The sequence below is a fragment of the Longimicrobium sp. genome, from assembly GCF_048594345.1.
Classification (GTDB): Bacteria; Gemmatimonadota; Gemmatimonadetes; order Longimicrobiales; family Longimicrobiaceae; genus Longimicrobium.
On the sequence record NZ_JBMDXM010000071.1, the window covers coordinates 1 to 26,847 of the forward strand.

Consider the following 26,847-nt stretch of genomic DNA (forward strand, 5'->3'; position numbering starts at 1 on the left):
CCCGCGGCATCGATGTGGTGGAAAACCGCTGCCCCGCCATCGAGATCCCGCGCCTCGGCCTCTGACCGATCCGGAGCGAGTGGTCCCGGCGCACGTCCCATGGTGCCCCCGTTCTTCCGGCGACGGACCGCACCGTCAAACCGGGGGATCAGGCCGAGATCCCGCCCCCGGCTTTCATTCTGGCCCAAATATCCCCGCCGGAGGCTCCCACCGGACGACCGGGCGCGAGGCCGGAGGTTCCGGCGCTCATGCAGAAGCCCGGCAGGTCAGCCCCGCCCGGCCTTCTCCGCGATGCCCGAGGTGCCCTCGCGCGTCTCAAGCACTGCCATCACCTCGGCCAGCGTCACGTCCCGCGCCGCGAGCATGACGAGCAGGTGATAGAGCACATCGGCCGCCTCGGAGGCCAGCCGGGCGCGGTCGCCGCGCACCGCTTCGATGATCGCTTCGACGGCTTCCTCACCGAACTTCTCGGCACATTTCTCCGGACCCCGGGCAAGCAGCTTCGCGGTCCAGGAACTGTCGGGATCGGCGCCCTTGCGCGCCTCGACGGTGGCGGCGAGCCGTTCGAGGACGGTCATGCGAGCCTCACGGGGATGCCGGCGGCGGCCATGTGGGCCTTGGCCTCGCCGATGGTGAATTCGCCGAAATGGAAGATCGAGGCCGCGAGCACAGCGGACGCACCGCCTTCGGTCACGCCCTCGACGAGATGATCGAGCGTTCCGACCCCGCCGCTCGCGATGACCGGGATCGGCACCGCGTCCGAGATGGCGCGGGTGAGGGGGAGGTTGAAGCCCGCCCGTGTGCCGTCGCGGTCCATCGAGGTCAGCAGGATCTCGCCCGCGCCCAGCGCCTGCGCCCGCGCGCACCACGCCACCGCGTCGATCCCCGTCGCGTTGCGGCCGCCGTGGGTGTACACCTCCCACCCGCTCTCCGCCGCCTCCGACCGCCGCGCGTCCACCGCCACGACCACGCACTGCGAGCCAAAGTGGTCCGCCGCGCGCTGGATGAGGTCCGGATCGGCAAGGGCGGCGGTGTTGACGGCCACCTTGTCGGCCCCTGCGCCCAGGATGGCGTTGAAGTCGTCGATCGACCGGATCCCCCCACCCACCGTAAAGGGGATGAAGATGCTGTCCGCCGTGCGCCGGATCACGTCCAGCATGGACGCGCGCCCCTCGTGGCTGGCGGTGATGTCCAGAAAGCAGAGCTCGTCCGCCCGCTCGGCGTCGTAGCGCACCGCCTGCTCCACGGGATCGCCCGCGTCACGCAGCCCCACGAACTGGATCCCCTTCACCACCCGCCCGTCCTTGACGTCCAGGCAGGGGATGATGCGCTTGGCCAGGCTCATCCCAGCATCTCCAGCCGCCGCCGCATCCCGTCACTGAAGGTGCCGCGGTAGACGGACTCCACCGGGCCCCGCAGCACCAGGCTCCAGTCGTCGCGCACGTGCACGTGCAGCGTGCCGCCGGGCATGCGCACCTCTACCTGCCGCTCGCTCACCATTCCCCGCCGCACCGCCGCCGCCGCGATGGCGCACGCGCTGCTGCCGGACGCGCGCGTTTCGCCCGCGCCGCGCTCCCACACCCACGCGTCGATGCCATCCGGCTCCACCGGGACGGCGAACTGCACGTTGACACCACGGGCGAACTGCGGGTGCGTGCTGATCTGCGGGGCGCGGCGGCGCAGCGACTCCACGTCCAGCTCGTCCTGAAAGATCACGCAGTGCGGGTTGCCGATGGAGACGGTGTTTACGTGCACCACGTCGCCGGAATCCAGTTCCAGCGGCTCGTTGTCGGTTTCGCGGTCCGGCCCGCCCAGCCCCACGTCGGCGCTGCGGAAGGTGGCGGTCCCCATCTCCGCCTCCACCGACAGCACGCCGTCCGGCGACTGCGCCAGGATCTCCATCCGCACGATGCCGCCCGGCGTCTGCACGGTGAACGGTGTGTTCAGGGCCGCGTAACCGCCTTCCAGCAGGTACGCGGCAAAGATGCGCAGCCCGTTGCCGCTTTTCTCCGCCTCGCTGCCGTCGGGGTTGAAGATGCGCAGCCCGAAGTCCGCCGCGTCGCTGGGCACGCGCGCCAGGATGCCGTCGGACCCCACGCCCGTGTGCCGGTCGCAGATCAGCCGCACCGCCAGCGGCGTGAGCTCCAGCCCCAGCCCCTCCATCTCCAGCGCGATGTAGTCGTTGCCGAGCCCGTGGCCCTTGAAGAAGTCAGTCATCCGTCTCGCCGGTCCACGGGTGGTGTGAGATGCTGATCCGGATTCTCGTCATTCCGCGATAGAGGCTCCTCGTCGAGGTCGGCCCACTCGTCACCATCGAAGCGGATACCGTAGTCAAAGAAGCGCCTGTGGAGATCAGGGCTGATGATGTACGCATCTCCACCCGGACCCGCCACCCGCTGTGGCCATCGATCCGCTTCAACGATCAGTTCACTCCAGCAACGCTTCACATCCTTCAATGCCCATACTTTCTTCTGCCATTCCTGCTGCATCTGGCATCCTCCTTTACCCGCTATGCCTGAGATCCACGTCGCGCCCAGCGCAGGTCAGTCCCTCGTTTCCCCGGACCACGGGTTGATCGTCGGCGCACCCCATCCGGCACAATGCCGCACGTTGCGGGTCACGATGGTGAGGCCTAGCACCAGCGCCGTCGCCACCAGCAGCAGGTCCACGAAGTCGACCGAACGGCCCCTGCGCTTGCCTTCAGCGGTGAGGCGGCCCCATTCCAAGGCAATCGATTCATCGACAGACAACACACGTCCGGCGAACTGCTCCGTTCGCATGTGTTCGAGCCACTGCCGCAGTCCCGTTTTCTTGCGTCCTTCATCCATCATGAGCATGCCTGCCCGGATTTCGCCAAAGCTGAGCGTGCTGACAACCAGTTCCTCCTGCGGCTGCGACCCGATCCATTCTTTGACCCTGACGTTAGGCGCATCCTTCGTCAGTTCCGACAGCAGATTGGTGTCCAAGAGGAACCGCATCAGGCAGCCTGCTCGACCCAGCTGCGTGTCTCATCGTCCCACTCCCACGGCCAGTCTCCATCGCGAACAGCCTCGGCCCACGGAGAGTTCTGCATGAACTCCAGGAGTGAGGCTCCCGACCTGTGCTTGTCCGTCTCTGACCCGTTGCCGTTCCCGGGAGGCGCTTCGCCCGTCAGCCGCGCGTACTCCGCCCCGCTGAGGACTACGACGTCGAGACCTTCTCCCAGCGTCACTCGCTGCGGTGAGTGGTGGACCGCCTGCCGCACGATCCGCGTCAGCTCTTCATCCGCATCCGCAAGCTGCCAACTCTTCATCACGCCTCCCCCTCACTCGATGTGGCCCGAATCGACGGAGCGAAGGCTAATCATGCCTAACGCGATGCGCAACGGGACCTTATCCGCCACAGGCGAACAAACCGAACAGCACATCCGGCGCATTCGGAGCGGGGGCGCTCCCATGCTTCCACACGCGTGCACGCGCTACAGCCGCGCGAAGTTGGCGAGCAGGCGCAGGCCGTCTTCCTGGCTCTTCTCGGGGTGAAACTGGATGCCCCACACGTTGTCGCGGCCCACGATGCTGGCGAACGCGGCGTCGTAGCGGCTGCGGCCCAGAACGTTCTCGTTGTCGTCGTCCAGCACGGCGAACGAGTGCACGTGGTAGAACCAGCGCGGCTCGGGGCCGGCCACACCCGCCAGCACCGGATCGGCCTCGGCGCGGCGGATGAACTCCACGGCGTTCCAGCCCACGTGCGGCAGCGGCAGGTCGGTGGGGAATCGGCGGACGGTGCCGGGAAGCAGCCCCAGCCCCGCCACGCCCGGCGCCTCTTCGCTTCCCTCGTACAGCAGCTGCATCCCCACGCAGATGCCGATGAACGGGCGCCCGGCGGCCACGTGGTCGCGCACGGCATCGGCCAGTCCCGTCTCCTCCAGCCGCGTCATGCACTGGCCAAAGTGCCCCTGCCCCGGCAGCACCAGCCGGTCCGCCGCGCGCGCCACGGCCGGATCGTCCGTCAGCACCACGTCGGCGCCCTCGTGCTCGAAAGCCTTGGCCACGGAGCGCAGGTTGCCGGCGCCGTAATCCAGCAGAACGACCTTCGGCGTCACAGCGCGCCCTTGGTGGACGGAACCTGGTCCGCGCGGCGCGGGTCCAGCGCGGTGGCGGCGTCCAGCGCGCGGGCGGCGGCCTTGAACGTGGCTTCGACGACGTGGTGCGCGTTGTCGCCGCGCAGGCCGTCCAGGTGCAGCGTGATGCGCGCCTCCATGGCAAATGCGCGCCAGAACTCCGCCGAGAGCGCGGCGTCGAACTGGCCGATCGTCGGCTGATCGGCCGGCAGCGGGACGTCGAAACGGATGAACGGCCGGCCGCTCACGTCCACCACGGCGCGGGTCAGCGCCTCGTCCAGCGGCACGGTGGCGTCGGCGTAGCGCACGATGCCGCGCTTGTCGCCCAGCGCGTCCAGAAAGGCGCCGCCCAGCACGATCCCCACGTCTTCCACCGTGTGGTGCGCGTCGATGTGCAGGTCGCCGCGGCACTCCACCTCCAGGTCGAACATCCCGTGCCGCGCCAGCGCGTCCAGCATGTGGTCAAAAAAGCCGATCCCCGTCTGCACCTTTGCCTCGCCCGTGCCGTCGAGGTCGATGCGGACGTGGATCTCCGTTTCGCGCGTGCTGCGCCGCCGCTCGCCCGTCCGGCTCATTGCGCCGTCTCCATGATGCTCCGCAGCCCGTTCAGAAAGGCGTCGTTCTCCTCCGGCGTCCCCGCGTTCACGCGCAGGCACCGGCCCAGCATGGGGTACTTCGACACGTCGCGCACCAGCACCCCGTCGTCGTGCAGCAGCCGCTCGAACACCTGCGTATGCGTGATCGCCGGCGCCTCGACGCGAAAGAGGATGAAGTTGGCGGCGCTGGGATACACGCGCAGGCCGGGGATCGCCGCCATCTCCGCCGCCAGCCGGTCGCGCTCCGCGGAGATGGCGGCGACCAGCGGCGCCAGCTCGCCGCGGCTGCGCAGCACGTGGGCGGCGGCGCACTCGGAAAAGAAGTTGATGTTGTACGGCAGCTTGGCCTTGTTCACCTCCGCCTGCAGCGCGGGGTCGGCCAGCATGTAGCCGGCGCGCAGCCCCGCCATCGCCATCGCCTTGCTGAAGGTGCGCAGCACCATCATGCGCGGGCGCCCTTGCAGCAGCGGGATGGCGTCGTATCCGCCAAACTCCACGTACGCCTGGTCCAGCAGGATCAGCGCGTCCGTCTCGTCGTGGATGCGCTCGATCTCCTCGCGAGTGAGCGCGGAGCCCGTGGGGTTGTTGGGCGTGCAGAGAACCACGACGGCGGCGTCCGTGTCCCGCGCGGCGCGGATGATGGCGTCCACATCGAACGACATGTCATCCGTGAGCGCCACGGAGACGGCGGTGCCGCCATTGACCTCCGTCATCAGCCGGTAGAGCGTGAACGTGGGCTCGGGGATGACGACGGATATGCCCGGGGCCACGGTGACGGCCAGGACGGACTGGATGAGCTCGTTGGACCCGTTCGCCACCAGGATGCCGTCCGCGGGCCAGCGCGTGGCCTCGGACACCGCCTGGATGAAGTTGCTGGCGACGAACGGCGGATAGCGGTTCCACGGACGGCTGCCGAGCTCCGTGTGGATGCGCTCCTTGATCGCTTCCGGAACGTCGTACGGGCTTTCGTTCTGGTTGAGCTTGATGCGCGGCTCGTACGCCTGCAGGGTGTACGCCCCTAGCGCCCGCACCGACGGCTTTACGCGCCGCAGGGCAGACTCGACGTCGTTCGCGGGCTCCGATCGGGTTGTATCCATCACGTCGGTTCTGATTTTCGTCTCGTGGAACAGGCTCCGGGGGCATCCCCACTAAGCTCGTCAACCCCGCCCACCTCCCCCAGGACTGCCCAGGGAGGTTGAGCTTCAATGGCGCACGTCCGTCGTCTCTCGTCAGCCCGGGTCGGGAACGGTGACGCGGGAGATGCGCTCGCCGCGGATCACGACCCTGCGCCCGTCGCCCAGCACGGTCACCTGCTCCATGGTCACGGACCCGTCCGGCCGCAGCAGAAAGCGCCCGGGGATCACCACCGGGCCTTCATTCCTCTCCCCGGCCATGATGCGCTGCGACATCCGCTGGTCTTCCGCGCGGTTGAGCCGCACCAGCACGGAATCGAAGGGGAAGGCGTCGGCGAGGAGGCCCAGCTCCATCTCGCCCCGCCACAGCTGGACGCCATCAGTGACGGAATCCGGCGCGGCCAGGACGGAAACGTATCCCTCGCGGCGGATGTCGCGGTCCGGCCCGCAGACGATAGGGAGCGAGTCCGCCGTGGTCGTGGCGGTGAGCAGCAGCGAGTACCCGCGCAGCGGAGCGTCCACGCCGGGAAAGTACGGATCATCAAGGCTGCGCCACGGGTCCCACTCCGTCGTGGGCGCCGAGCGGGTGCGGGCGAAGAACGTCCGCGGTGCATCCCCATCTACCGAGACGGTGAACCGGTAGCTCCCCGCCAGAGGCGGCTCCACGCGCTTGAGCCGAGTGTGCCGAAGTCCGTATTCCACGTGACTCACCGACATGGACGCGGGAAAGCGGCGCGCCAGGTCAGGGTGCTCCCGGGCCCAGGCCAGGAGGGACAGCGCCGCCGCTTCCTCGTTCGCCTCGTGCTCCTCCCAGAGCGGCAGGACACCCAGAAAATCGAACGCCTGGTCCACGCTCATCACGGCGGGAACGTCCGCGCCGGCCTGCTCGTTCTCCGCCTCCCGCAGCGCCACCTCGAACGTATAGGGCAGGTGGTACGGATTGCCGACGTCCATCGTCGGCAGGCCGTTCACCCACTGCTCCCGTGGGCGCAGGCCGGCCCAGAACAGCCCCCGCGTGCCCGGCTGCACCCAGCGCGCGGTCTCCGTGCGGACCACCGTGCGGCAGTCCGGGCCGTAGTCCCACGCCACCAGCACCACGCGGTCCGTGCCCGCCGGCAGCGAGGCCGCCCGCGATCCCCCCAGCCGCTCCACCCGCACCACCTGCCCGTAGACGGCGCGGTCGCCGCCGGGGCCGGAATGGCCGGGCCCCGTCCCGTACTCCCTGCCGCCGGTGCCGGCAAGCAGCGTGTCGGCCATGGCCGTGCCCACCAGGTACACACCGGGGCGCGACGCGGGAAAGGGCGCAAGGCTGCATGCGTGCGCGCCGGCCGGCACCAGGGCGGCGGCGCAGGCACAGGCGGCGGCCAGACTGCGGATAAGGTTCATCGGGTCCCTTCAGGCGTATGGTTCGCCCCGTCTCTGCAAAACGACGGCGGGCGCAATGAATGCGCCCGCCGTCGGCAACCCACGTCCGGCGGCGGCGCGGCTACCGTTCCACGTGGATGATCTGGTCGCGGCGCGTGCCCACGGAAACGTACCAGATCGGCGTCTCCGTAAGCTCCGACAGGCGGTCCAGGTAGCGCCGCGCGTTCTCCGGCAGGTCTTCCCACCGGCGCGCGTCGGCCGTGGACGTTTTCCACCCCGGCAGCGTCTCGTACACGGGCTCGGCGGTGGCCAGCAGGCCCAGGTCGCCGGGAAAGTCGTCCAGCTCCTCCCCCTCGGCGCGGTAGCTGACGGCGATCTGCAGCTCGTCCAGCGTGTCGAGCACGTCCAGCTTGGTCACCGCCAGGCCGGTAAGGCCGTTGACGCGCGCCGCGTAGCGCACCACGACGGAGTCGAACCAGCCGCAGCGGCGCGGGCGCCCGGTCGTCGCGCCGTACTCTCCGCCCAAGGTGCGGACGCGCTCCTGCAGCTCGTCCATGAACTCGGTGGGGAGCGGTCCCTCGCCCACGCGCGTGGTGTACGCCTTGACCACGCCGATCACGTCGTCCACGCGGGTGGGGCCGATGCCCACGCCCAGCGCGGCGCCGCCGGCGGTGGTGTTGGACGAGGTGACGTACGGATAGGTGCCGTGGTCCACGTCCAGCAGCGCCCCCTGCGCGCCCTCCAGCAGCACCCGCTGGCCGGCCTTGAGCGCGTCGTGGATCACGCGGCCCGTGTCGACGGAGATGGCCAGCAGGCGGTCGCGGATGGACATCAGCTCGTCCACCAGCGCGTCCGCATCCACCCGCTCGTCCGTGTCCAGCAATTCCAGCCGCTGGTTCACGCGGGCGGCGGCGCGGCGAAGCTGCTCCTCGGCGCGCGCGCGGTCGCGCAGGTCGGCCAGGCGAATGCCCTGGCGCGCCACCTTGTCCTCGTACGCCGGCCCGATCCCCCGCCCCGTGGTGCCGATCTTTCCGCTGCCGCGGCTGGCTTCCTGCGCGCGGTCCCACGTCTTGTGGTACGACAGCAGCAGGTGCGCGCGGCCGCTCACGCCCACGCGCCCCTCGGCGTCGATGCCGCGGGCGGTCAGGGCGTCCAGCTCCTGAAAGAACTGGAAGGGGTCGAACACCACGCCGTTGCCCAGCAGGCACCGGCGCCGCGGGTGCAGAATGCCGGACGGGATCTGGTGCAGGATGAACTCTTCCGATCCCACGTGGACGGTGTGTCCCGCGTTGGAGCCGCCCTGGTAGCGCGCGACGACGTCCACCTGGTCGGCGAGCACGTCCACGATCTTGCCCTTCCCCTCGTCGCCCCACTGCGAGCCGACGATCACCACGCACTGGCTATTCCGGTCCCTCATCGCTCCCGTTCTTCCGTCGTCCGTACCGCCGCCGGCCCGGCACCGCACGCAAAAACGCGGTCCCGACCGCAAAGGTGGGACCGCGCCTGACGTATCCTGTGCGCAATCTGCGCCGCGCCGGAGCGGGTGTCAACCAGTCAACCGGGGCTACTCGCGTGGGAGCAGGAGAGCGCGGTAATGGTCTATGGTGCGTACCGTCTGCCGCTGCTCACGCTCGGCGGCACGAATGATCCGCATGATGTCGTCGCCGTGGGTCCCGTTGATGACGGCGGCATGAAGGGATTGGAGCTGGATCGTGGCGAAGAAGTGATCCTTGACCTCTTCCTCCACGACTGGTCCAACGTGGAACACGCTCGCGAAGATCAGGTCCCACGCCTCCGCGCGGGCACTGTCGGCCTGCGTCATCAGTTCGGTCAGCCGTGCGCGCGTGGCGGCCGAGTCCTCCTTCAGCACTCCATAGCCGAACTGCGCGACTGGGGACGCCTCCGCTACCAGCCGCGTCACGGCACCGTCGTAGATGTACACGCCCTCCCAGACCCGGGCGATGGCGTCCATTCGGCTTTTTCCCACATCGCGGTGGACGGCGATCTCAGTCTTGAATACCTCCATCCGCTGGTTCATGAAGAAGGCAAGGATCGCCATCATCAAGGCGATAAGCAGCTTGTCCAGCCAGAAGCCAAACGTTTTCCACGTGGGAGCCGATGCGCTCATAGACGTATCTGAACGGTGCGTGCGTGGGCGAATGTGAACAAAGTCTCTCCTGCGCGCGCCACGCACAAGCGGAAGGCGCGGCGGGCCATACTGTGACAACCTGTTGGCAAGGTGCTATCTTGCGCGCCGACGATCCCACTCCGCCACATCATCCCACTCGCGGTTCCATGCGCGGTAGACGATCCATCATTCCGCTTCTGGCGCTCTTCACTGCGTCCGCTGTTCCCGCCGCCGCGCAGCACCACGGCGGCGGCCAGGCGACGACGCCCGACGACGCGCCGGTCACGCTGTACACCGAGGCGCTGGGGGCCTGGACGTGGCCGGTGAGCACCGCGTCGGCGGACGCGCAGGCGTACTTCAGCCAGGGCGCCAAGCTGATGTACGCGTTCACCCCGCCCGAGGCGCGGCGCGCGTTCGAGGAGGCGCGGCGGCGTGATCCGCAGTGCGCCATGTGCTGGTGGGGCGAGGCGTGGTCGATGGGCCCGTACCTGAACGGCCCCATGCGCCCCGAAGACGCCGCCGCCGCGCACGCCGCCGCCCGCCGCGCGCGCGAGCTGGTGGACGCGCGCGGAACGCCGGTGGAGCGCGCGCTGGTGGAGGCCATGCTCTCGCGCTACGCGGAGACGCATCCGGAGGGCGGTCGTAAGGGGCTGGACTCCGCGTTCGCGGCGGCCATGGAGGGCGTGTACGCGCGCTTCCCGGACGACCTGGAAGTGGCGACGCTGTACGCGGACGCGCTGATGGTGCTGGAGCCGCGGCGCGGCATCTGGCCCGTCAGCAAGCCGTCCGTGGCGCGCATCCACCAGGTGCTGGCGGGCGCGCTGGCGGCGGACGTGGCGCACCCCGGCGCCTGCCACCTGTACATCCACGCGACGGAAACCACGCCCGCCGCGGGCGAAGCCCAGACGTGCGCGGACCTGCTGGTGAACGCCATGCCCGGCGCCAGCCACCTGAACCACATGCCCTCGCACACCTACAACCGCATGGGCCGCTGGGACGACGCGGTGGTGAGCAACCAGATTGCGTGGGCATCGGACCGGCGCGCGGCGGAGGGGACGGCGGTTTCCGTTTATCCCGCGCACAATCTGCACATGCTGCTGTTCGCCGCGGCCATGGACGGCCAGGCGGCGCGCGCGGTCGAGGCGGCGGACGCGTACGGCGCGCTCACCCCCAGCGGCGACGGTGCGTCGCTGCAGGCGCTCACGCGGGTGCGCTTCGGCCGCTGGGACGAGGTGCTGTCGCTGGCCGCCGCGCCGCCGCACGCCATTCACCGCGGCCTGTGGGCGTTCGCGCGCGGCCACGCGCACCTGCGCCTGGGCCGGGCGGACAGCGCGGCGGCGTACCTGGCGCAGGTGGATTCGCTGGCACAGCACACGCCGGAGACCCTCACCTTCCGCGGCCACACGGCGCCCGCGCTGCTCGGCGTCGTCGGCGGCATTTTGCGCGCGGAGTTGCTGCGGTCGGAAGGGCGGATGGAGGATGCGATCGCGGCGCTGGAGCAGGCGGTGGTGCGCGAAGACGCGCTGACGTACGACGAGCCCGAGCCGCTTCCGTTCGCCGCGCGCGACTGGCTGGGCGCTGCGCTGCTGGAGGCGGGCCGCGCGGCGGATGCGGAGCGCGTCTACCGCGCCGCGCTGGACGACCGTCCGCACAACGGGTGGAGCCTGTTTGGCCTGGAGCAGGCGCTCCGCGCGCAGAATCGCACGGCGGATGCGGACGAGGCGCGCGACCGCTTCTACCAGGCGTGGGCGCGCTCCGACGTGTGGCTGCAGGGCTCGCGGTACTGAGTTCACAAGGAGGGGCCGGCTCCGCCGCACGGAGCCGGCCCCTCGATCCTACCGGGTACCTCCACAGGTCAACACGCCATCGCTTCGTCGGACGCCGCGGAATCATCCACCGATCCGCATCTTATCCCCAACAATGCGGATGGCGCCCCGCCGCATTCCATCTGCCTCCCGTTTTTCGACCGCCAAGCCGGCGCGTGGCTCGCCGACCGGCGCGCGAGCGATATCACCTACGATGGCTCAAGCCCCCGCGTGAGCGTTGAGGAAACGGCACGAGAAAACTCCGTTGACCCCGTTGACTCCGTGTGATACCCATTCTGTTGCGGACCTCGATCAGCGCGTCGGCGTCTCCACGAAGCTGCGCAGCCCCTCCAGCCGCTTCCGAACCTCGCGGCTGAAGACGCGCACCAGAACCGGGTTCAGCAGCGGCTGCAGCCAGCGCGGACGCGCCTGGACGGAGTAGCGAAAGATCACGCGCGTGCGCCCGTCCGCCTCGGGCATAAAGCGCCAGGAGCCCGCGAAGCCGCCAATGAACCACGGCCCGCGCGTCATCTTTACCGCCGCGACCCTGGGCGGCGTGAACGACACGTACTCCGTTTCCATCCCCAGCCGATTGTGCGCCACGCAGTACGCGCGCACGCCCGGACCCGCCTCCACCGCGCCGCCCACAAGCTCGGCGGAGCGCAGAAACGGGTCCCATTCCAGCCGCCGCCCGTAATCCTGCGTAAGGGCAAACAGCGCGTCCGGCGTGTCGCGGATGAGGATGGAGTCCTCGAACGTCATCGCTTTCGGGATGTGCGAGGCGAGGCGCGGATCAAGCCTTACGCGGCGGGAGCACCCTGCAGCAGCCGGTTCACGCACTCCAGCAGGTGCGTGGGGTCCACCGGCTTCTTTACGAACAGGTCCGCGCCGGCGCGCCGGGCCCGCACCTGGTCGTGCTCAAATACGTGCACGGTGCAGACGATGAGGGGGATATGCTCGGTGGCGGGGTCGTCGCTCAGCTCGTCCAGCACGCCAAAGCCCGGCCCGTCCGGCAGGCCGATGTCCACCACCACCACGTGGGGGATCAGCTCACGCGCCTTTTCCACGCCCTCGGCGCCGCTCTGTGCAGTCGCCACCTCGTAGCCGCCGTGACGCAGGATGGTCTCGAAAATATCCAGGCTCGCCGGGTCGTCCTCGACGATCAAAACGGTCTTTGTGCTCAACGCCACTCCAGGCGGGGGATACTCATTCGACGACGGAAGGACATCTGCAAGGGCGTGGCCGTTGGCGGGCCACCCGGCGGTGCGGAGCGGGGCCCACCGGGGGAGTACCCGCGGCTGGCGCGGGGGCTCCCCTCTGACGACGTCCGGCGCCTTTCGTCATTCATCCGCGGCCAGCTCGTACTCGTCCACCGGCACATGGTGGCTCACCGTCTCCAGCACCTCCACCTCCACCCCGTCGGAGGCCAGGAAGTAGTAGCCGCAGTGCTCGGTGAACACCGCCACCTCGCGCAGCGCCTCGTCGCGCAGGCAGAAGGCGTCGCGGAAGAACGCGTACGACCCGTCCTCGAACGCCAGCCGCACGCTGGTGTCGCCAAAGTCGTACGCCAGCAGGTGGCCGCGCTCCTCGCCGCGGGTGTCGCGGACGTGCTGGCGGACGGCCTCCATCCAGCGTGCGGGGATCTCGTGAGGATTCATGGCGCTCCTTCGCAGCCGGTGGTCCGGCCCGTAAAGGTGACGGTGATCATCTTCCACGCGCCCTCCACGCGGACGAACTGAAAGGCGTCCATCCCGCAGTGGCTGAAGCGCTCGCCCACGTGAAAGTCGTACGGCGCCCACAGCGTCGCCAGGTCGCCGTCGACCTGCACCCGCGGGTCCCACATCCGCTCGATCAGCTCCCCCGCGGTCAGACTCAGCCCACCGATCCACTCCGCCGCGGACCGCACGGACACCCGGCCGTCGCGGACGGCGACGATCTGGGCGCGCGGGTGCATCAGCGTACGCAGCGCCGCCGTGTCCCGGGTTCGCATCGCCGCGAACAGCGCCTCCGTGGCCTGGATCACGGCGCCCCGCTCGTCCGCCTCGCCCGTCTCTGCGGCGAGCAGCGTCCGCAGGTACACCACCCGCTCGCGCGTCCGGTCCGCGCGGCAGAACGAGTGGATCATCGGCTGCATACTGCCGCCCTCGAACTCCGCGGCCTCCAGCGCGCAGTCGGCGTCGCGCAGGCGGATCCACTGCCGCTGCGCCTCGCGAAGCAGCGGCACGCGCGCCGAATCCAGCCCGGCGATCACGCGCGGATACACCTGGTTCAGCACCGAGTCCGCGGCCTGAAACGCGATGCCTGCGCAGATGTTCATGTCCGTCTGCGTCCGGGGCTCTTCGCACGACGGCGCGTCGTCCTGGGCGCGCAGCACGGCGGGGGCGCAGGCGGCGAGGAGCGTGGCGACGCAAAGGGTGCGGATCATGGCGGACCAGGTGGGTGACGGATGACGATCGGGCGGCGGCTCACGCGGGCGGCGTGCCGGCGCGGGCGTGCTCCCGCGAGAGCGCAAGCTCCCACTTCATCGCGTGCTGGCGAATCTTGCCGTCGTCGCAGGCGCGGCAGAGGGTGCGCTGCGGGCTGCCGACCGTCAGCAGCACGTCCGTGGAGCCGCACGTGCCGCACCAGCCCATGATCCCCCGCCCTTCCGTGGGCAGGAACGCCTGGCGGGGAATGCCCTCCGTGTGCGGCAGCGCCGCGGCCAGCGCGGCCACCTCCTCCAGCGGAAAGCGGTCCGGCACCCTCAGCGTCCGCAGCCCCTTGAGCACGTGCAGCGGCCGCAGCGATCTGTCCTTCACGCGCAGGTGCCCCACAGTCAAGTGAAGCAGCCCCGTCAGCCCGGAAAGCGGCGCCAGGGTGGGGATGGTGTTGAGTCCGCTGGTGACGAACAGGCTGCGCAGCTGCGTGAGCCCCGCGGCCCAGTCCAGCGCCCGCAGCCCCGACACGTCCATCCACACCGCGCGCAGGCTGTCGATGCGCTCCAGCGCCGAGGGATCGCGCAGCGCCGACGCGCCGGGGAACAGGAAGAGCTCCAGCTTCGACAACGCCTCCAGCCCCTCGAGGGTCGGGATACGGCTTTCGTGCAGGTCCAGCGTCCGCAGCCCGGAAAGCTGGCTGATGACGCCCATCGCCCTTGCGTTGGCGCGCCAGAGCACCAGCGTTTCCAGGTGCGGCATCTCCATCAGCCGGGCCAGATCGCGCGCCTTGCCTTCGATGCGGATGAAGCGCGCATCGAGGGGAACGTCCTTCGCCCTGTCCGCCGGCAGGCCGTAGAAGCTGCCGGGCACGGGCCGCGCATACCGCACCCGCCGGTCCTCGGCGGAGCAGGCGGACCAATCGTGGAAGCGGCCCGTATCCGCCGCCGCTGAGAGCGCCTGCGCCAGGTACGCCGGCGGCTGGAACAGGCGCGTCTCGTCCTCCGTCACCCACGCCAGGTCCACGAACACCTCCGCACCCCCGGCCCGCTCCACCGCCCCCTCGCCCAACCACGCGACGGCGGCACGGGCCACGGCCGCGGAACGCTCGGCGAACGCCTCCCACCGCTCGTCTTCCTCGCGCGTGCAGTCCCACGTGCCCGGCCCAAAGCCGAGCAGCGCGGCGAACTTCTTCGCTCCCCCGGCATCCGGCTCCCCCTGGGGATCGGGCACCGGCACCGCCGCGCCGTCCAGCGCGTACACCAGCTGCCCACGCACCACCGCCGCGCCGCCCGCCGCGAGCGCATCGATCACCTCACCGGCGCCGTCCAGCCGGAACGTGGGCTTGAGATCGGTGCGCGGCGCCTCCGTGAGCAACGCACGCGGCCCCGTCAGCTCGGCGCCGGGGACGAGCAGGTGATGCCAGAGGTTTTCCGGCGGCTCGAACCACATCCTGCTCAGGTGGCTGAAGGAGAGCCCGGCGGTCTCGCCGCGCCAGGCGACGGTGTCACACCAGCGCGGCAGTGATGTCCCACATCGATACGACATGAAGGGACAGCCGGCCCGCCGCTTCCGGGTGCAATCGCGCGGCACACGAAGCCGCCCACGCAAGCAATGCCTTTCCGGACAATGACTTGCGGATGCGCATCCTGCTACGGAATGCTGGGGCGAGACACGGCACAGCCGTTGCTTTGGATACGGGCGAACACGGACCGGGGGCAGCCCCGCCGCACAGACGACCGCCCCATCCAAAGCATCCCAATGAAGACCCGTCCCTCTGCTCCCAAGCCCGCGCCCATGAGCGCGGACGCCTACGCCGGCTTTCTGAAGCTCTGGCTGACGCCCACGAACAAGCTTCCCAGGCTGGACGAAGAGATCCGGGCGTACCTTCGCCATGTCAGCGACCGCGAGCCGCTTTCCGGCGACGTGCGCGAGACACTGGGCCAGCCCACGCGCAAAGCCGCCTGACCTTCGCCGATTCCGCCGCCTCGACAGACGTCAGGGCGGATCGGATACGGGGGAGATCAAAGAGGACGCGGAGCGCTGATCCAGACCTTGCTCCGCGTCCTCTTTCTCGTTCAGCGAACTCCCTCCACGTACATCCTTCAGGACCCGCAAACGGCCACCCCGCGCCTGGATCAGCCCAGCGCGGAGAGCAGCGCGACGGCGGCGATGGCGACGCCGATGGCGGATTTGGCCGCGATGGCCACCATCCGCCCCACGAACGCGCCCCACCCCACCCGCAGCGCCGCGCGAATCTCCGGCGAGCGCGTGTACTCCATCAGCGCCGCGCCCGCGAATGCCCCCACGAATGCGCCGATCACGCTGCCGATCAGGAACACCGGCACGCCGATGATGGCGCCCGCGATGCCGCCCAGAATGGCGCCCCACGCCGCCCGCCGGCTGCCGCCGTACTTGCGCGCGTAGCGGCCGCCCAGCGTGAACTCCACCACCTCGCCCAGCGCCGCCAGCACCAGGACCATGGTGAGGGTGGCCCATCCCACCGTCTGAAAGTCCGTGGCAAACGCATAGCCCACCACCCCCAGCACCTGCACCCAGGTGCCGGGCAGGCCAAACGGCACCAGGAGCAGTCCGGCCACCTGCGACAGGGCCAGCAGCGCGTACGCCATCCGCCGCCTTAGAAGTAGTCCTGCGACAGCCCCGCCATCGCCGGGGTCTGCGTCATGGTGCCGGAGCGCGCGGAGAGCATGTTCATCTTCAGCTCAAAGTCGCCGGGGTTGGTGGCGGCCGCCTTGCCCACCGCGTAGTCCACCTGCCCGCTCATCACCAGGTCCATCAGCGCCTGGTCGAAGGTCTGCATCCCGTACGTGGTCTTGCCTTCGGCGATGTGCTCGGGGATCTCGCCGGTGCGTTCGGGGTCGGCGATGCAGTCGCGGATGGTGCCGCTCACCACCATCACCTCAGCCGCCAGCACGCGCCCCTTGCCGTCCTTGCTGGGGAGCAGGCGCTGCGAGATGACGGCCTGCAGCTGCTCGGCCAGGCGCAGGCGCACCACCTTCTGCTCCTCCGGCGGAAAGGTGGCCACCAGGCGGCTGATGGTGGCCGCCGCGTCGCGCGTGTGCACGGTGCTGATGACCAGGTGCCCCGTCTCGGCGGACTTGAGCGCGATGTCGATGGACTCGGTGTCGCGCATTTCGCCGATCAGGATGACGTCCGGGTCCTGCCGCAGCGCCGCGCGCAGCCCCACGCGAAAGTCGTCCGTATCGATCCCCACCTCGCGCTGGGTGATGGAGCAGTTCACGTCGCGGTGCAGGAACTCGATCGGGTTCTCCAGCGTGACCACGTGGCGCCGCATGTTCTGGTTCATGAACCCGATCATCGCCGCCTGCGTGCTGCTCTTCCCCGATCCCGTGACGCCGGTGACCAGGATCATCCCCCGCTCCAGCGCCGCCACGTCCTGCACCACCGGGGGAAGCCCCAGTTGCTCCAGCGTGGGGATCTCGAACGGGATCACCCGCATCACGATCATGAAGCTGCCGCGCTGGCGCAGGATGTTCACGCGAAAGCGGCCCACGCCGGGAAGGCCCCAGGAGCAGTCGTAGTCCTGGATGTCATCCACCCGGGCCCGGTCGCGCTCGTGCGGGATGAGCTTGAGTGCGATGGCGCGCGTCTGCTCGGGCGTAAGGCGCTGCTTGGTGAGCGGCACCAGCGCGCCGTTGATGCGCGCGCGAAACACGTCGCCCGCCTTGATGTGAAGGTCGCTGGCCCCGCGCTGCACGGCGGCCTGGATGATGTTTTCCACCCTAATATCCCGCGTTCTTGTCGACGGTGTTGCGCAGGGGCTCGCCCGCCGCGTACCGCCGGAGGTTGTGCATGATCAGGTCGGTCTGGCGGCGCCAGTACCGGTGTGACGCGCCCGAAACATGGGGGGTCACCAGCACGTTGGGAAGGTCCCACAGGGGCGAGTCCGCCGGCAGCGGCTCCGTGGCGAACACGTCCAGCCCCGCCCCTCGCAGCCGCCCGCCCCGCAGCGCGTCGATCAGCGCCGGCTCGTCCACCAGCGCGCCGCGCCCCACGTTCACCAGCACCGCGCCCTCCGGCAGCATGGCCAGCTCGCGCGCGCCGATCATCGCCCGCGTCTCGGCGGTTTGCGGCACGGCCAGCACCAGGTAGTCGCTGCGAGGGAGGATGCGTTCCAGCGCGCCGGGCCCGCTCAGCACCTCCACCCCGTCCGGCCCCTCCGTTCCCCGCCGCCGCGTGGCGACGACGCTCATGCCCAGCGCCACCCCGCGCCGCGCCACCGCCCGCCCGATCCCTCCCAGGCCCACGATGCCCAGGGTGGATTCCGACAGCTCGCGCACCGGGGCGTCCGTCGTATCGTACGGCGCCTGGTTCCACCGCCGCTCCGCCTGCGCCCGCACGGCGATGTCCAGGCCGCGGGCAAAGTGCAGGATCATGGCGAGCACCGTGTCGGCCATGGGCTGGGCGTAGATGCCCGCGGAGTTGGTAAAGACCACGTTCGACGCGCGCATGGCCGCGTGCAGCGAGCCGCCCACGCCCGCGGAGCCGCTGTGGACCCAGCGCAGCCGCGCCTCCGCCCCCTCCGTCGCCGCCGCGAACAGCGGCTCCGGCACCCCGAAGCCCAGGTAGACCTCCGCGCCGCGCACCGCATCCATCGCCGCGCGCGCGCCGGGCGAGTCGTCGGCCCCGTCGCCGCGCCCGTCCGCCGGCTCCTCGACCACGGTCATCTCCCACCCCGGCGGCAGCGCGGCGCGGATCTCCTCCACCGCCCACTGCGGGATGCTGTACATCGGCCGCTCCTCGGCCATGTTCAGCACCAGCCGCCGCGGCGCGGACGGTTCCGTGGGATTTGTAATGTCGTTCATCAGGAGAATCTACCACCTCCCGCGGGAGCGAGTAAACTCGCCGCAACGACGGCGGAAAGCCCCGCAAACGGCGCGGGGCTTCAACCGCCAGGGCCTCGGCACCGGGTTATCCTGGCGAGAACATGGCGTGGACTCCCAGAGGTGGCGCGGGCGGCAGGCGGTGGCGTGGCTCCCTCGGACTTTACTGCCAACTCACCTGAACCGCCTGCGGCCCACTGTCATCCTGAGGGAGCGCACACCCCTAACTCTCATGACCGCAGAAACTTGTGCGCGACCGAAGGATCTCTGTCGGGTCGTGCAGGTCCCAGCCCTCGGGAGCCGTTCAAGTCGCAGTCAGGCAGACGAGATCCGTTGGTCGGCGTCCAAGATCCTTTGGAAAGGCGAGATGCGGCGCGACTCCTCCCCTTCGAGAAGTCAACGTTGTGGACGGATTGGCAGCACCATCTCGCGCAGTAACGTTCTTCGTCTTGCGTGGGACCGGACCACCAGAATCAGAAGGCTTGTCTTTCGCGCCTTTAATCAACAGAATTGAGGTGCAGGCCCGAGCCCCCATATTGTCCTAAGCAGTTGATCAGGGCGGCTGAACCTGCGGCGAATGCTCGGCGCATCGTACGCTCACATCGTGACTTCGCGGTTCATGTACGCGAACGCCGTGTTGATGCGGATGTGCAGTTGGCATCCGGACGATCCGCGGCCGGACGGCCGCGGAGACTTTCTCCCCACGCAAGGAGATTCGCATGAAAAAGCTGATGCTGGACCCGGACCTGCTGCTCGTCGCCAGCTTCCCCACCACGATGCGCGCGGCGGACCTGCGCGGCACCGTGCGCGGCCACGACGACACCATCGAGAGCGAGTGGTGCACCCAGTACAGGACGTGCAGCCAGCCGCCGTGCGACACCCTGCGCGAGACCTGCGCAACCTGCTGAGCCTGCCATTGGTTGGCGGATGAAAATCAGGGGCTGGGCTCACTGCCCGGCCCCCGATTTCGCCGCCGAAACAGAGGAGCTACAGCCCCAGCACGTCCTTCATGGTATACGTGCCAGGCTCCTTGTCCGCGATCCAGCGCGCGGCCCGCAGCGCCCCTTCGGCAAACAGCGCACGGTCCTGCGCCACGTGACCCAGCGTGATCCGCTCCCGCTCGCCGATCAGCATCACCTCGTGTTCGCCCACGATGTCGCCGCCGCGCACGGCGTGGAACGCCACCTCGCCCCGCGGCCGCTCGCCGGGGCGCCCGCTGCGGCCGTCCACGCGCACGTCCGCCAGCTTTACCGCCCTCCCGCGCGCCACCGCCTCGCCCAGCGCCAGCGCCGTTCCGCTGGGCGCGTCTGCCTTGCGCCTGTGGTGGGCTTCCACGATCTCGATGTCGTAATCATCGCCCAGCACGGAAGCAGCCTGCTCCGCCAGCGCCACCAGCAGGTTCACGCCCACGCTGAAGTTGGCCGCCTGCAGCACCGCGGATCGCCGAGCCTGCGCGCGCAGCAGTTCCGCCTCGTCCGGCGTGAGCCCGGTGGTGCCCACGATGATGGCCTTTCCCGCCAGCGCGTCGCCGTGCATCTGCAGAAGCCGCCGCAGCAGTTCGGGCGCGGAAAAGTCGATGACGACGTCCGCCTCGTCCATCCAGGCGCCCGCCGTCTCCGGCGTCTCCACGATGGCGCAGCCGATGTCGCAGCCGCGCTCCGGCATTCGCCCGATGCCGCCGACCAGCTGCATCCTCCCGTCCTCCGCCATCAGCGCCGCCAGCGTCTGGCCCATGCGGCCCGTGGCGCCGCTCAGCACGACGCGGACGGGACCCTCTTGATCCGCCACGGTCAGCTCCCTCCCAGCAGTCCCAGCGCGCGCATCTCCCGCTCCAGCTCTTCCTTGACCGCGTCCGACACCGGCACCAGCGGCAGCCGCGGCTCGCCGACGCGGAAGCCCAGCATGGCCACGGCGGCCTTGACGGGGATGGGATTGGACTCCCGGAAAAGGGCCGCGATCAGCGGCAGGTAGCGCAGCTGCAGCGCGCACGCCTCACGCGTGTTGCCTTCCAGGAACGCCCTGGCCATCCGCGAGGTGTCGCGCGGCGCCACGTTGGCCAGCACCGAGATGACGCCCTTGCCGCCGAGGGCCATCAGCGCCACCACCTGGTCGTCGTTGCCGCTGTAGAGGGCCACGCGGTCGCCCACGCGGCGCGCGATCTCGGCCACCTGCGAGATGTCGCCGCTGGCCTCCTTGATCCCGGCGACCCGCTCGTCCTCCGCCAGCTGCTCCATGGTTTCGGGGAGGATGTTCACCGCCGCGCGGCCGGGCACGTTGTAGATCACCGTGGGCAGGTCGCCCGCGTCCATTACCGCGCGAAAGTGGGCCAGCAGGCCGCGCTGGGGCGGCTTGTTGTACGGCGGCTGCGCGACCAGCAGCGCGTCCGCCCCCGCCTCGCGCGCCTGCGACGCCAGCCGCGAAACCACCGCCGTGTCGCCCCCGCCGCACCCGGCGATCACCGGGATGCGCCGGTCGCCCGCGCGCACCTCGGCCGCGGCGACCTCTACCACGTGCCGCTGCTCGTCCGGCGACATGGTGACCGCCTCGCCGGTGCTGCCGTTGACGATGAGCGCGTCCGTCCCCTCGCGCAGGTGAAAGCGCACCAGCTCGCGCAGGGCCTCGTCGTCCACCCCGCCGTCCGCGCCAAAGGGCGTGACCAGCGCCACGCCCGCCCCCGTGAAGAGCGTCCTGCCGTTGGGTTCCGTCATCGTCCGCGCGTCAGATGTTGTTCAGGTCCATCACGTCGCCCGGCATCACGTCGCCCTCTGCGTCGTCGGGGTCCAGGTCGCGCTCGGTGCTGTCGCGAAAGTCGTCGGCCGCCTCGTCGCCCACGTTGTCGTGGAACGAGCGGAATACGGTGCCGCCGCACTTTTCGCACGCCATGCCGGGCTCCGGCTGAGTGCCGTCGAAAAAGTAGTCCTTGCCGCAGGTTTCGCACACCAGCGTAAGCACCGTGCCGCGCGGCTCTCCCGCGTCGCCGGCGGGGTTGTCGCGCGGCTGGTCGGCGGCGCCGGCGGCCTGGGCCGGGCCGGCGTCGGTGCCGGAATCGTAGCGTCCCTGCTCGTGGGTCGGGCTAGCGTCAGACATTGTGTCTCCTCGTGAGAAATCGGGTCGGCGGCGAGGGTGCACAACGTGTACCGGGCGTGTGGAGGGGACGGACAAAGCCGACCAACTAGCCTTTTACACCGCCCAGGCTCCACCGCTTTCTGCCGTGCCCTGCAGCGATCCGGCGCGGTGACGCAGCGACCGCAGCAGTTTGTTGAAGCCGCGCGGTTCGAACAGGTTCACCCAGTGCCACGGCGCCAGACGATCCGGGACTGGGCATTCTTCCAGACGTGCAGGGATGATGTAGATCGTACGTTCCGGCTGCTCGCGCGCGGCGGCGATCGCGTAATCGATCTCCTTCTGCACGAACCCCCGCTTGGTGACCGCGTCCGCCGAGAGACAAATGATGGCCACGTGCGCTTCGGAGAGCGCTCTGGAAATTTCCTTTTCCCACTCCCATCCCGGCAGCAGATCCTCTTCATCCAGCCAGGGCAGGTACCCCTCGGCCTTCAGACGCCGATAGAGATGGCGGACGGCAGGCTGATCGGACCTGCCGTGGCAGATGAACACCTTCAGACCTAGCGTGCGACCCTGCAGATTCAACAACGTACCCAGCGGCACGTCCAGGGCCTCCGCGATCTTTTGGAGGTGAAGCACGTTGGGCGAATCGACCCGATTTCTCTCGAGCTTGCTGATGTAGTTTTGCGCGACATCCGCTCGACGGGCGAGCTCCGCCTGGTTCCACTCGCGCTGATTTCGCAGTTCCAAGAGCTTGGCCGCATTGTACGTCCGCACCACGTGCTCCCTACGGCGGAACCTGAGGATGGACCAATCCTCATCGAGCGCGACCTGCTGCGTGCTATCGAACCCCGCTGCGATTACGGGAGCCCAGCCGTGTCTGCGATCAAACTCGCACCTGTACCGCTTCGATGTGCCTTTGGGATACGCGAGATACACCAGCGGATCCCCCGGCGCTTTGAGGAGAACGTTCTCCACAACATTCGCGATCTCCGCGTCCGTCATCACGAACGCCACCACGCATTCCACGCGTTTTAGCCGGGTCACATCCCGGTGGATCGTGACGCCATCGAGCGCATCCAGCTCACGTGCAAACGTCTCAGGGGCATTGAGGACGACGATCTCCTTTTGCCCCTTGAAGGATAGCCCGCTCAGCATCGGCGTCATGGTTGTTCCTGGCGAGACGATGGGTTGCGACCAGTGCGGGAGTTCTCCCGGGCTCAGGATTGCGGATCCTTCTCCGCCACGCGCCCCCCTCACCCTGCTCGGCGGCGGCGCGGCTGGCGTCGCGCTTTATGTTCTTGGTGTGCTCCACAGACCCATCAGCGCCCCGCTAGTTGTGGCGGCTGAAGGCTGGTTCCACCAGTGGAACTTCCACTGGTGGAACTTTGAGCATTGGAACCATGGCAACTAGGCAGGCTCAGGATTGCGGACCCTTCTCCGCCACGCGCGCCCGACCCTGCTCGGTGGCGGCGCGGCTGGCGTCGCGCTTCATCGTCTTGATGTGCTCCACGCGGCGAAAGCGGAGGGCGCTCCAGTCTTCATCGATTGCGACCATGCGCACGCCCTCGAAGCCGGCCGCGCCCATCGGCGCCCAGCCCGTGTCGCGGTTGAACTCGCACTTGTAGCGCTTGCTCGTGCCCTTGGGATACGCGAACCACACCACCGCGTCGCCCTGCGCCTTCGGCAGAATGGCGTCCGCGGCCGCGGCAACCTCCGCGTTGGTGATCACGAACACCAGCGCGAAGTCCACCCCCTCCAGCGTAGTCGCGTCGCGGTGCACCGTCACTCCATCCAGCGCCTCCAGCTCCCGCTCGAAGCTCTCCGGCGCGTTGAGGACGACGATCTCATCCTGCCCCTTCAGGTTCAGCTTGTTGAACAGCGGCGTCATGGTGGCACTCCCGGAGGTTTCCATCGTTCGATCCGACCACACAATACGCGTGCACACGGACGGCGACAACGGACCTTCCACTCACCCGGCCCAAGGCCATTTCCGTCTTCAACGCCTCGAACCAGACTCCGTTAACTCCGTTGACTCCGTGTGAGGCCATTCTTTTTTTCCGGAGCCGGTCGAATCCTCCTACCAAGCCACAGCGGCGCGGAGCCGAAGCCCCGCGCCGCCGGTCCGTCACCCGAAAATCAGCCGCCGCGTCAGATGAAGCGGTACAGCTCCACCCGCCCGTTGCCGGTGATGGTGCCTTCCACGCGAACGTTGTCGCCCGTTCGCAGGCGGTTGAAGTAGTCGGTGGTCACGTTGCCGGGGTTGTACGGCAGCGTCACCACGTACGTGCCCTGCTGCGTCTGCAGCTGAAAGATACCGCGCGCCTGGTCAATCTGCCCCACGCGGCCGTACATCTGCTGCAGCTGCCCCACCGGGCCCGAGCCGCCCACGGTGCCCTGGCCACCCTGCCCCGTGCGCTCCTGCACGCTCTGCTGCACCACGATCTGGCTTACGTACGTCTGCCCCTGCTGCGTCTGCTGCAGCTGCATGGCCACCACGTCGCCGCGCTCCAGCGCCGTGACCGGGTACTGCTGGTTCTGGTAGACCACGGTGGTGTTCTGGTCGAACATCACGTTGCCCTGCTGCCCCTGCTCGGTGCGCACCTGGATCACCTGCTGGCGCGTGTCCACACCCTGCACCTCCACCACCACCTGCCCCTGCTGCCCGCCGCCCATCCCGCCCATGGCGCCGCCCAGGATGTCACCCAGCGCACCCAGGTTGCTGCCCGCACATCCGGAAAGCGCCACGACCGTGAACGCCGCCGCCGCCAGATGGCGGATCGATTGCCTCATCATCGTCATCCCCTGCCTTCAAGGGTTTCCCATCCACCCGTGCGAATGAGCGGGGAGCCAGGGCAAAAGGGATGCCGCGCTACGCCTATCCTGTTGCAGATCCGGAAGATGCCGGTTCGTCCGGCACGCCGGCGCTACAGTTCGGTGCCGCAGTGCTTGCAGAAGGTGGCGTCGGCGTCGTGGCGCGTTACGCCGCAGCCGGGGCACTCGCGCCGCGGGGCCTGCGCGCGCGAGGCGCGGTCCAGCTCCAGCGTGACGATGCCGGTGGGCACCGCGATGATGCCGTAGCCCATGATCATCAGCGTGGCGGCCAGCGCCTTGCCCAGCGGGCTGGCCGGCGCCACGTCGCCGTAGCCCACGGTGGTGAGCGTGACGATGGCCCAGTAGACGCTCTGCGGGATGCTGGTGAACCCGCTGGCGGGGCCCTCGATCAGGTACATCAGCGAGCCGACGATGATCGTCACCGTGATCACCGTGGTGACAAAGACGGTGATCTTGTAGCGGCTGGCCCGCAGCGCCGCCGAAAGCACCGCCCCCTGCTCCACGTATTCCGCCAGCTTGAGGATGCGGAACACGCGCAGCACCCGCAGCGCGCGCAGCACCACCAGAAACCGGCCCGGCGGAAACACGATGCTCAGCCAGGTGGGAAGCACCGAAAGCAGGTCCACGATCCCGTAAAAGCTGCGCGCGTACGCCAGCGGCCGTTTGGCCGTCCACAGCCGCAGCAGGTACTCCACCGTGAACAGGATGGTAAAGAACCACTCCGCCGCGTACAGCGCGCGGCCGTACCGGGCAGAGATGGCGGCGACGCTGTCCAGCATTACCACCAGCACGCTCAGCATGATGGCGACGATCACCACCACGTCGAACGCGCGCTCGGCGGGCTCGTCGTGCTGAAAGATGGTGTCGTGCAGCCGCTGCCGAAGAGATCGCATGCTCAGAAAGTTCGGGTCCGGTCGTCAGGCGCCGGTCAGGAGATCGGCCGCCCGTCGTACAGCGCCAGCGCGCCGCGCACCACGCGGTAGATGTACCAGATCACCAGGCCGATCCCCGCCACGTACAGCAGAAGCGTGCCCAGCAGGGGCGAGTCGGTGATGAACATCAGCGCCGCGGCCAGCATGCCGCTGCCCAGGGCGGTCCAGAAGCTGTTCCAGAAGGTGGCGATCTGCCAGTCAAAGTGCGACTCCACCCAGGTTCCCCGCGCATCGCCGCGCTTTGCGTACGCCAGCACCAGCGCCACGATGCCGGGGACAACGTAGGCGAACGACATCAGCTGCAGCGCGTACCCCACCATCGCGACCGGCTTTGCGGCGGCGGCGCGCGACGCCCGGTCCGCTTCGCGCCGGGCCAGCGGATCGATGGCCACCGCCCGCGCCGCGGCAGGCGCGGCGTACGATGGCGCGGCGTAGCGCGAAGCCGCCGGCGCTGCCGGGGCCATCGGGCGGCCGCAGTGGATGCACGCGGGCGCCGCGTCGGAGACGGAGCGTCCGCAGTCGGCGCAGGTGATCAGGGCCATTCGCGCAGCTCCGCGGCCAGGAAAACGCAGGACGGTCCACACCGGACCCGTCGGGCGCGGAGAGTACGTGGGCAGGGCGAAAAAAGCTTCAGCCGGGAAGGTACTGCCCGGGGATGGGGTTGTCGGCGTGCTCGGAATCCCAGAACACGTTCACCACCCACCAGCGCGTGCCGTCGTGGTACAGCTGAATGCTGTTGATGCCGCGCGCGAACGGCTCCGGGGCGTCCGGCGCGTGGCGGGAGTCGTAGGTGCTCCACACGTGCGCGATGCACCCGAAGCGCTCCACGCGCATGGCGATCTGCACCTCGTGAAAGTCCATCGGCTCCAGCACGGGCGCCGTGGTGCGGATGAACGTCTCGATGTCCATCACGTCCGGCGGGTGCCCGCCCTGGCCGTGGTGGATGGCGCGGTTGGTGGGGATCATCCGGGCGCCGGGAAGGAACAGCGTGCGCAGCCGATCCCAGTCACGCGGCTGCCCCGCCGGCGCCGAGACGGCCGCGTACATGGTGTTGATGATGCCTTCGATGGTGCCGACGTCGGCGCTGGCGGCTACGGGTGTGGCGGCGGGCATGGGGCTGGATACGGGCGTCATGGCTCGGGGGTGATGCGAAGGGAGTCCAGGGCCAGGTGGATGAGGTAGACCCGCTCCTGGCGGACCAAATCGCGCTGGTACTGAAAGATGTCGGGCGGATAGTTCAGCACCACCACGCGCAGGCGCGGATTGCGGCCGCGATCGGCCAGGACGCGGGCGCGGGTGATCTCCCCCACCTCGCCCAGATCGAACACGGCCTGATCCCCCGCGACGCCCTCTTCGGCGACCGCGAGAAAGTAGCGGTGCGTGCAGACCATGTGCGTGTCTTCCACGCACCCGCCTTCATGAGAGATGGAGTACAGCCGCGGGATCAGGTACGGGCTATCGGTGAGATTGCTGATCGCGACCTCCTGCCCGTCGTTCAGCAGCAGGACGAGCATCGAATCCGCCAGCGGCGTGGCGGAAAGCTTCGTCTGCGCGGCAGCGGCGGCCGGCGACATTGCCGCCAGCAGCAGGACCAGGAGGATGCGCATGAAGT

At 69.2% G+C, this 26,847-nt stretch carries 34 protein-coding genes; 3 read left to right on the plus strand and 31 right to left on the minus strand.

What is annotated here, in order from left to right; genetic code table 11:
- Positions 1-266 precede the first annotated feature (266 nt).
- The 12 genes from ACOJUJ_RS08090 to ACOJUJ_RS08145 all read right to left on the minus strand — a co-directional run bounded on the left by ACOJUJ_RS08090 (position 267) and on the right by ACOJUJ_RS08145 (position 9,321).
- A complete protein-coding gene (locus ACOJUJ_RS08090; RefSeq protein WP_069330611.1) occupies positions 267-578 on the minus strand; it encodes a phosphoribosyl-ATP diphosphatase in 312 nt (103 codons plus the stop codon).
- The gene (gene hisF, locus ACOJUJ_RS08095) at positions 575-1,345 is read right to left on the minus strand and encodes an imidazole glycerol phosphate synthase subunit HisF (protein WP_420126356.1); all 771 of its coding nucleotides are present in this window, start codon (positions 1,343-1,345) and stop codon (positions 575-577) included. Before hisF ends, ACOJUJ_RS08090 begins: the two co-directional genes overlap by 4 nt.
- Positions 1,342-2,217: a diaminopimelate epimerase gene (dapF, locus tag ACOJUJ_RS08100; RefSeq protein ID WP_420126357.1), complete on the minus strand. Its 876-nt coding sequence runs from the start codon at positions 2,215-2,217 to the stop codon at positions 1,342-1,344. The genes hisF and dapF overlap by 4 nt, the downstream gene beginning before the upstream one ends.
- Positions 2,214-2,489: a hypothetical protein gene (locus ACOJUJ_RS08105; RefSeq protein WP_420126358.1), complete on the minus strand. Its 276-nt coding sequence runs from the start codon at positions 2,487-2,489 to the stop codon at positions 2,214-2,216. The genes dapF and ACOJUJ_RS08105 overlap by 4 nt, the downstream gene beginning before the upstream one ends.
- A 54-nt stretch (positions 2,490-2,543) precedes the next feature.
- On the minus strand, positions 2,544-2,966 hold the full coding sequence (locus ACOJUJ_RS08110; RefSeq protein ID WP_420126359.1) for a type II toxin-antitoxin system VapC family toxin: 423 nt from the start codon (positions 2,964-2,966) through the stop codon (positions 2,544-2,546).
- An 11-nt stretch (positions 2,967-2,977) separates the two neighbouring features.
- On the minus strand, positions 2,978-3,292 hold the full coding sequence (locus ACOJUJ_RS08115; protein ID WP_420126360.1) for a hypothetical protein: 315 nt from the start codon (positions 3,290-3,292) through the stop codon (positions 2,978-2,980).
- Between the two features lie 165 nt (positions 3,293-3,457).
- A complete protein-coding gene (hisH, locus tag ACOJUJ_RS08120) occupies positions 3,458-4,081 on the minus strand; it encodes an imidazole glycerol phosphate synthase subunit HisH (RefSeq protein WP_420126361.1) in 624 nt (207 codons plus the stop codon).
- Positions 4,078-4,674 carry an imidazoleglycerol-phosphate dehydratase HisB gene (gene hisB, locus ACOJUJ_RS08125; RefSeq protein WP_420126362.1) on the minus strand — a complete coding sequence of 199 codons (597 nt, stop codon included), beginning with the start codon at positions 4,672-4,674 and terminating at the stop codon, positions 4,078-4,080. The genes hisH and hisB overlap by 4 nt, the downstream gene beginning before the upstream one ends.
- The gene (gene hisC, locus ACOJUJ_RS08130; protein WP_420126363.1) at positions 4,671-5,792 is read right to left on the minus strand and encodes a histidinol-phosphate transaminase; all 1,122 of its coding nucleotides are present in this window, start codon (positions 5,790-5,792) and stop codon (positions 4,671-4,673) included. The genes hisB and hisC overlap by 4 nt, the downstream gene beginning before the upstream one ends.
- A 132-nt stretch (positions 5,793-5,924) precedes the next feature.
- The gene (locus ACOJUJ_RS08135; RefSeq protein ID WP_420126364.1) at positions 5,925-7,214 is read right to left on the minus strand and encodes a hypothetical protein; all 1,290 of its coding nucleotides are present in this window, start codon (positions 7,212-7,214) and stop codon (positions 5,925-5,927) included.
- 100 nt (positions 7,215-7,314) lie between these two features.
- The gene (locus ACOJUJ_RS08140; protein WP_420126365.1) at positions 7,315-8,610 is read right to left on the minus strand and encodes an adenylosuccinate synthase; all 1,296 of its coding nucleotides are present in this window, start codon (positions 8,608-8,610) and stop codon (positions 7,315-7,317) included.
- A 147-nt stretch (positions 8,611-8,757) separates the two neighbouring features.
- Entirely contained in the window at positions 8,758-9,321 is a 564-nt protein-coding gene (locus tag ACOJUJ_RS08145; RefSeq protein WP_420126366.1) for a hypothetical protein, read from the minus strand.
- Between the two features lie 167 nt (positions 9,322-9,488).
- Here ACOJUJ_RS08145 and ACOJUJ_RS08150 point away from each other — a divergent pair, with 167 nt between their 5' ends.
- A complete protein-coding gene (locus ACOJUJ_RS08150) occupies positions 9,489-11,108 on the plus strand; it encodes a hypothetical protein (RefSeq protein ID WP_420126367.1) in 1,620 nt (539 codons plus the stop codon).
- A gap of 330 nt (positions 11,109-11,438) precedes the next feature.
- Here the strand turns inward: ACOJUJ_RS08150 and ACOJUJ_RS08155 are convergent, their stop codons facing one another.
- The 6 genes from ACOJUJ_RS08155 to ACOJUJ_RS08180 form a co-directional block, all read right to left on the minus strand.
- Entirely contained in the window at positions 11,439-11,888 is a 450-nt protein-coding gene (locus ACOJUJ_RS08155; RefSeq protein WP_420126368.1) for a type II toxin-antitoxin system RatA family toxin, read from the minus strand.
- 38 nt (positions 11,889-11,926) lie between these two features.
- Positions 11,927-12,310 (minus strand): response regulator, encoded by a 384-nt coding sequence (locus ACOJUJ_RS08160; RefSeq protein WP_420126369.1) that lies wholly within the window; start codon positions 12,308-12,310, stop codon positions 11,927-11,929.
- Between the two features lie 156 nt (positions 12,311-12,466).
- A complete protein-coding gene (locus ACOJUJ_RS08165) occupies positions 12,467-12,784 on the minus strand; it encodes a hypothetical protein (protein ID WP_420126370.1) in 318 nt (105 codons plus the stop codon).
- The gene (locus ACOJUJ_RS08170) at positions 12,781-13,551 is read right to left on the minus strand and encodes a lysozyme inhibitor LprI family protein (RefSeq protein WP_420126371.1); all 771 of its coding nucleotides are present in this window, start codon (positions 13,549-13,551) and stop codon (positions 12,781-12,783) included. The genes ACOJUJ_RS08165 and ACOJUJ_RS08170 overlap by 4 nt, the downstream gene beginning before the upstream one ends.
- A gap of 40 nt (positions 13,552-13,591) precedes the next feature.
- Complete coding sequence (locus ACOJUJ_RS08175; RefSeq protein WP_420126372.1) at positions 13,592-14,992, minus strand: hypothetical protein; 1,401 nt, start codon at positions 14,990-14,992, stop codon at positions 13,592-13,594.
- Positions 14,993-15,047: 55 nt separating this feature from the next.
- Positions 15,048-15,188 (minus strand): hypothetical protein, encoded by a 141-nt coding sequence (locus tag ACOJUJ_RS08180; RefSeq protein WP_420126373.1) that lies wholly within the window; start codon positions 15,186-15,188, stop codon positions 15,048-15,050.
- A gap of 113 nt (positions 15,189-15,301) precedes the next feature.
- Between ACOJUJ_RS08180 and ACOJUJ_RS08185 the strand changes: the two genes are divergently transcribed.
- Positions 15,302-15,508 carry a hypothetical protein gene (locus ACOJUJ_RS08185; protein ID WP_420126374.1) on the plus strand — a complete coding sequence of 69 codons (207 nt, stop codon included), beginning with the start codon at positions 15,302-15,304 and terminating at the stop codon, positions 15,506-15,508.
- A gap of 170 nt (positions 15,509-15,678) precedes the next feature.
- Here ACOJUJ_RS08185 and ACOJUJ_RS08190 read toward each other — a convergent pair whose 3' ends face one another.
- From ACOJUJ_RS08190 to ACOJUJ_RS08200, 3 genes are read right to left on the minus strand one after another with little or no spacing between them, the layout of a single operon-like run.
- On the minus strand, positions 15,679-16,170 hold the full coding sequence (locus tag ACOJUJ_RS08190; RefSeq protein ID WP_420126375.1) for a DUF456 family protein: 492 nt from the start codon (positions 16,168-16,170) through the stop codon (positions 15,679-15,681).
- An 8-nt stretch (positions 16,171-16,178) separates the two neighbouring features.
- Entirely contained in the window at positions 16,179-17,303 is a 1,125-nt protein-coding gene (locus tag ACOJUJ_RS08195; protein WP_420126376.1) for a type IV pilus twitching motility protein PilT, read from the minus strand.
- A gap of 1 nt (position 17,304) precedes the next feature.
- Positions 17,305-18,387: a D-2-hydroxyacid dehydrogenase gene (locus ACOJUJ_RS08200; protein ID WP_420126377.1), complete on the minus strand. Its 1,083-nt coding sequence runs from the start codon at positions 18,385-18,387 to the stop codon at positions 17,305-17,307.
- Positions 18,388-19,124: 737 nt separating this feature from the next.
- Between ACOJUJ_RS08200 and ACOJUJ_RS08205 the strand changes: the two genes are divergently transcribed.
- A complete protein-coding gene (locus tag ACOJUJ_RS08205; protein WP_420126378.1) occupies positions 19,125-19,313 on the plus strand; it encodes a hypothetical protein in 189 nt (62 codons plus the stop codon).
- A gap of 79 nt (positions 19,314-19,392) precedes the next feature.
- Here ACOJUJ_RS08205 and dapB read toward each other — a convergent pair whose 3' ends face one another.
- The 10 genes from dapB to ACOJUJ_RS08255 form a co-directional block, all read right to left on the minus strand.
- The gene (gene dapB, locus ACOJUJ_RS08210) at positions 19,393-20,193 is read right to left on the minus strand and encodes a 4-hydroxy-tetrahydrodipicolinate reductase (protein WP_420126379.1); all 801 of its coding nucleotides are present in this window, start codon (positions 20,191-20,193) and stop codon (positions 19,393-19,395) included.
- 2 nt (positions 20,194-20,195) lie between these two features.
- Positions 20,196-21,113: a 4-hydroxy-tetrahydrodipicolinate synthase gene (gene dapA / locus ACOJUJ_RS08215; protein WP_420126380.1), complete on the minus strand. Its 918-nt coding sequence runs from the start codon at positions 21,111-21,113 to the stop codon at positions 20,196-20,198.
- A gap of 10 nt (positions 21,114-21,123) precedes the next feature.
- The gene (locus tag ACOJUJ_RS08220; RefSeq protein WP_420126381.1) at positions 21,124-21,492 is read right to left on the minus strand and encodes a hypothetical protein; all 369 of its coding nucleotides are present in this window, start codon (positions 21,490-21,492) and stop codon (positions 21,124-21,126) included.
- Positions 21,493-21,585: 93 nt separating this feature from the next.
- Positions 21,586-22,635 (minus strand): TIR domain-containing protein, encoded by a 1,050-nt coding sequence (locus tag ACOJUJ_RS08225; RefSeq protein ID WP_420126382.1) that lies wholly within the window; start codon positions 22,633-22,635, stop codon positions 21,586-21,588.
- Positions 22,636-22,888: 253 nt separating this feature from the next.
- The gene (locus ACOJUJ_RS08230) at positions 22,889-23,359 is read right to left on the minus strand and encodes a hypothetical protein (RefSeq protein ID WP_420126383.1); all 471 of its coding nucleotides are present in this window, start codon (positions 23,357-23,359) and stop codon (positions 22,889-22,891) included.
- A 260-nt stretch (positions 23,360-23,619) separates the two neighbouring features.
- Positions 23,620-24,264 carry a hypothetical protein gene (locus tag ACOJUJ_RS08235; protein ID WP_420126384.1) on the minus strand — a complete coding sequence of 215 codons (645 nt, stop codon included), beginning with the start codon at positions 24,262-24,264 and terminating at the stop codon, positions 23,620-23,622.
- 131 nt (positions 24,265-24,395) lie between these two features.
- Positions 24,396-25,196, minus strand: a complete 801-nt coding sequence (locus tag ACOJUJ_RS08240) for an ion transporter (RefSeq protein ID WP_420126385.1) — start codon at positions 25,194-25,196, stop codon at positions 24,396-24,398.
- A gap of 35 nt (positions 25,197-25,231) precedes the next feature.
- The gene (locus ACOJUJ_RS08245) at positions 25,232-25,777 is read right to left on the minus strand and encodes a DUF4870 family protein (RefSeq protein ID WP_420126386.1); all 546 of its coding nucleotides are present in this window, start codon (positions 25,775-25,777) and stop codon (positions 25,232-25,234) included.
- A gap of 88 nt (positions 25,778-25,865) precedes the next feature.
- The gene (locus ACOJUJ_RS08250; protein WP_420126387.1) at positions 25,866-26,369 is read right to left on the minus strand and encodes a hypothetical protein; all 504 of its coding nucleotides are present in this window, start codon (positions 26,367-26,369) and stop codon (positions 25,866-25,868) included.
- Positions 26,366-26,842, minus strand: coding sequence for a hypothetical protein (locus tag ACOJUJ_RS08255; RefSeq protein WP_420126388.1), 477 nt, complete (start codon positions 26,840-26,842; stop codon positions 26,366-26,368). The genes ACOJUJ_RS08250 and ACOJUJ_RS08255 overlap by 4 nt, the downstream gene beginning before the upstream one ends.
- Between the last annotated feature and the right edge of the window lie 5 nt (positions 26,843-26,847).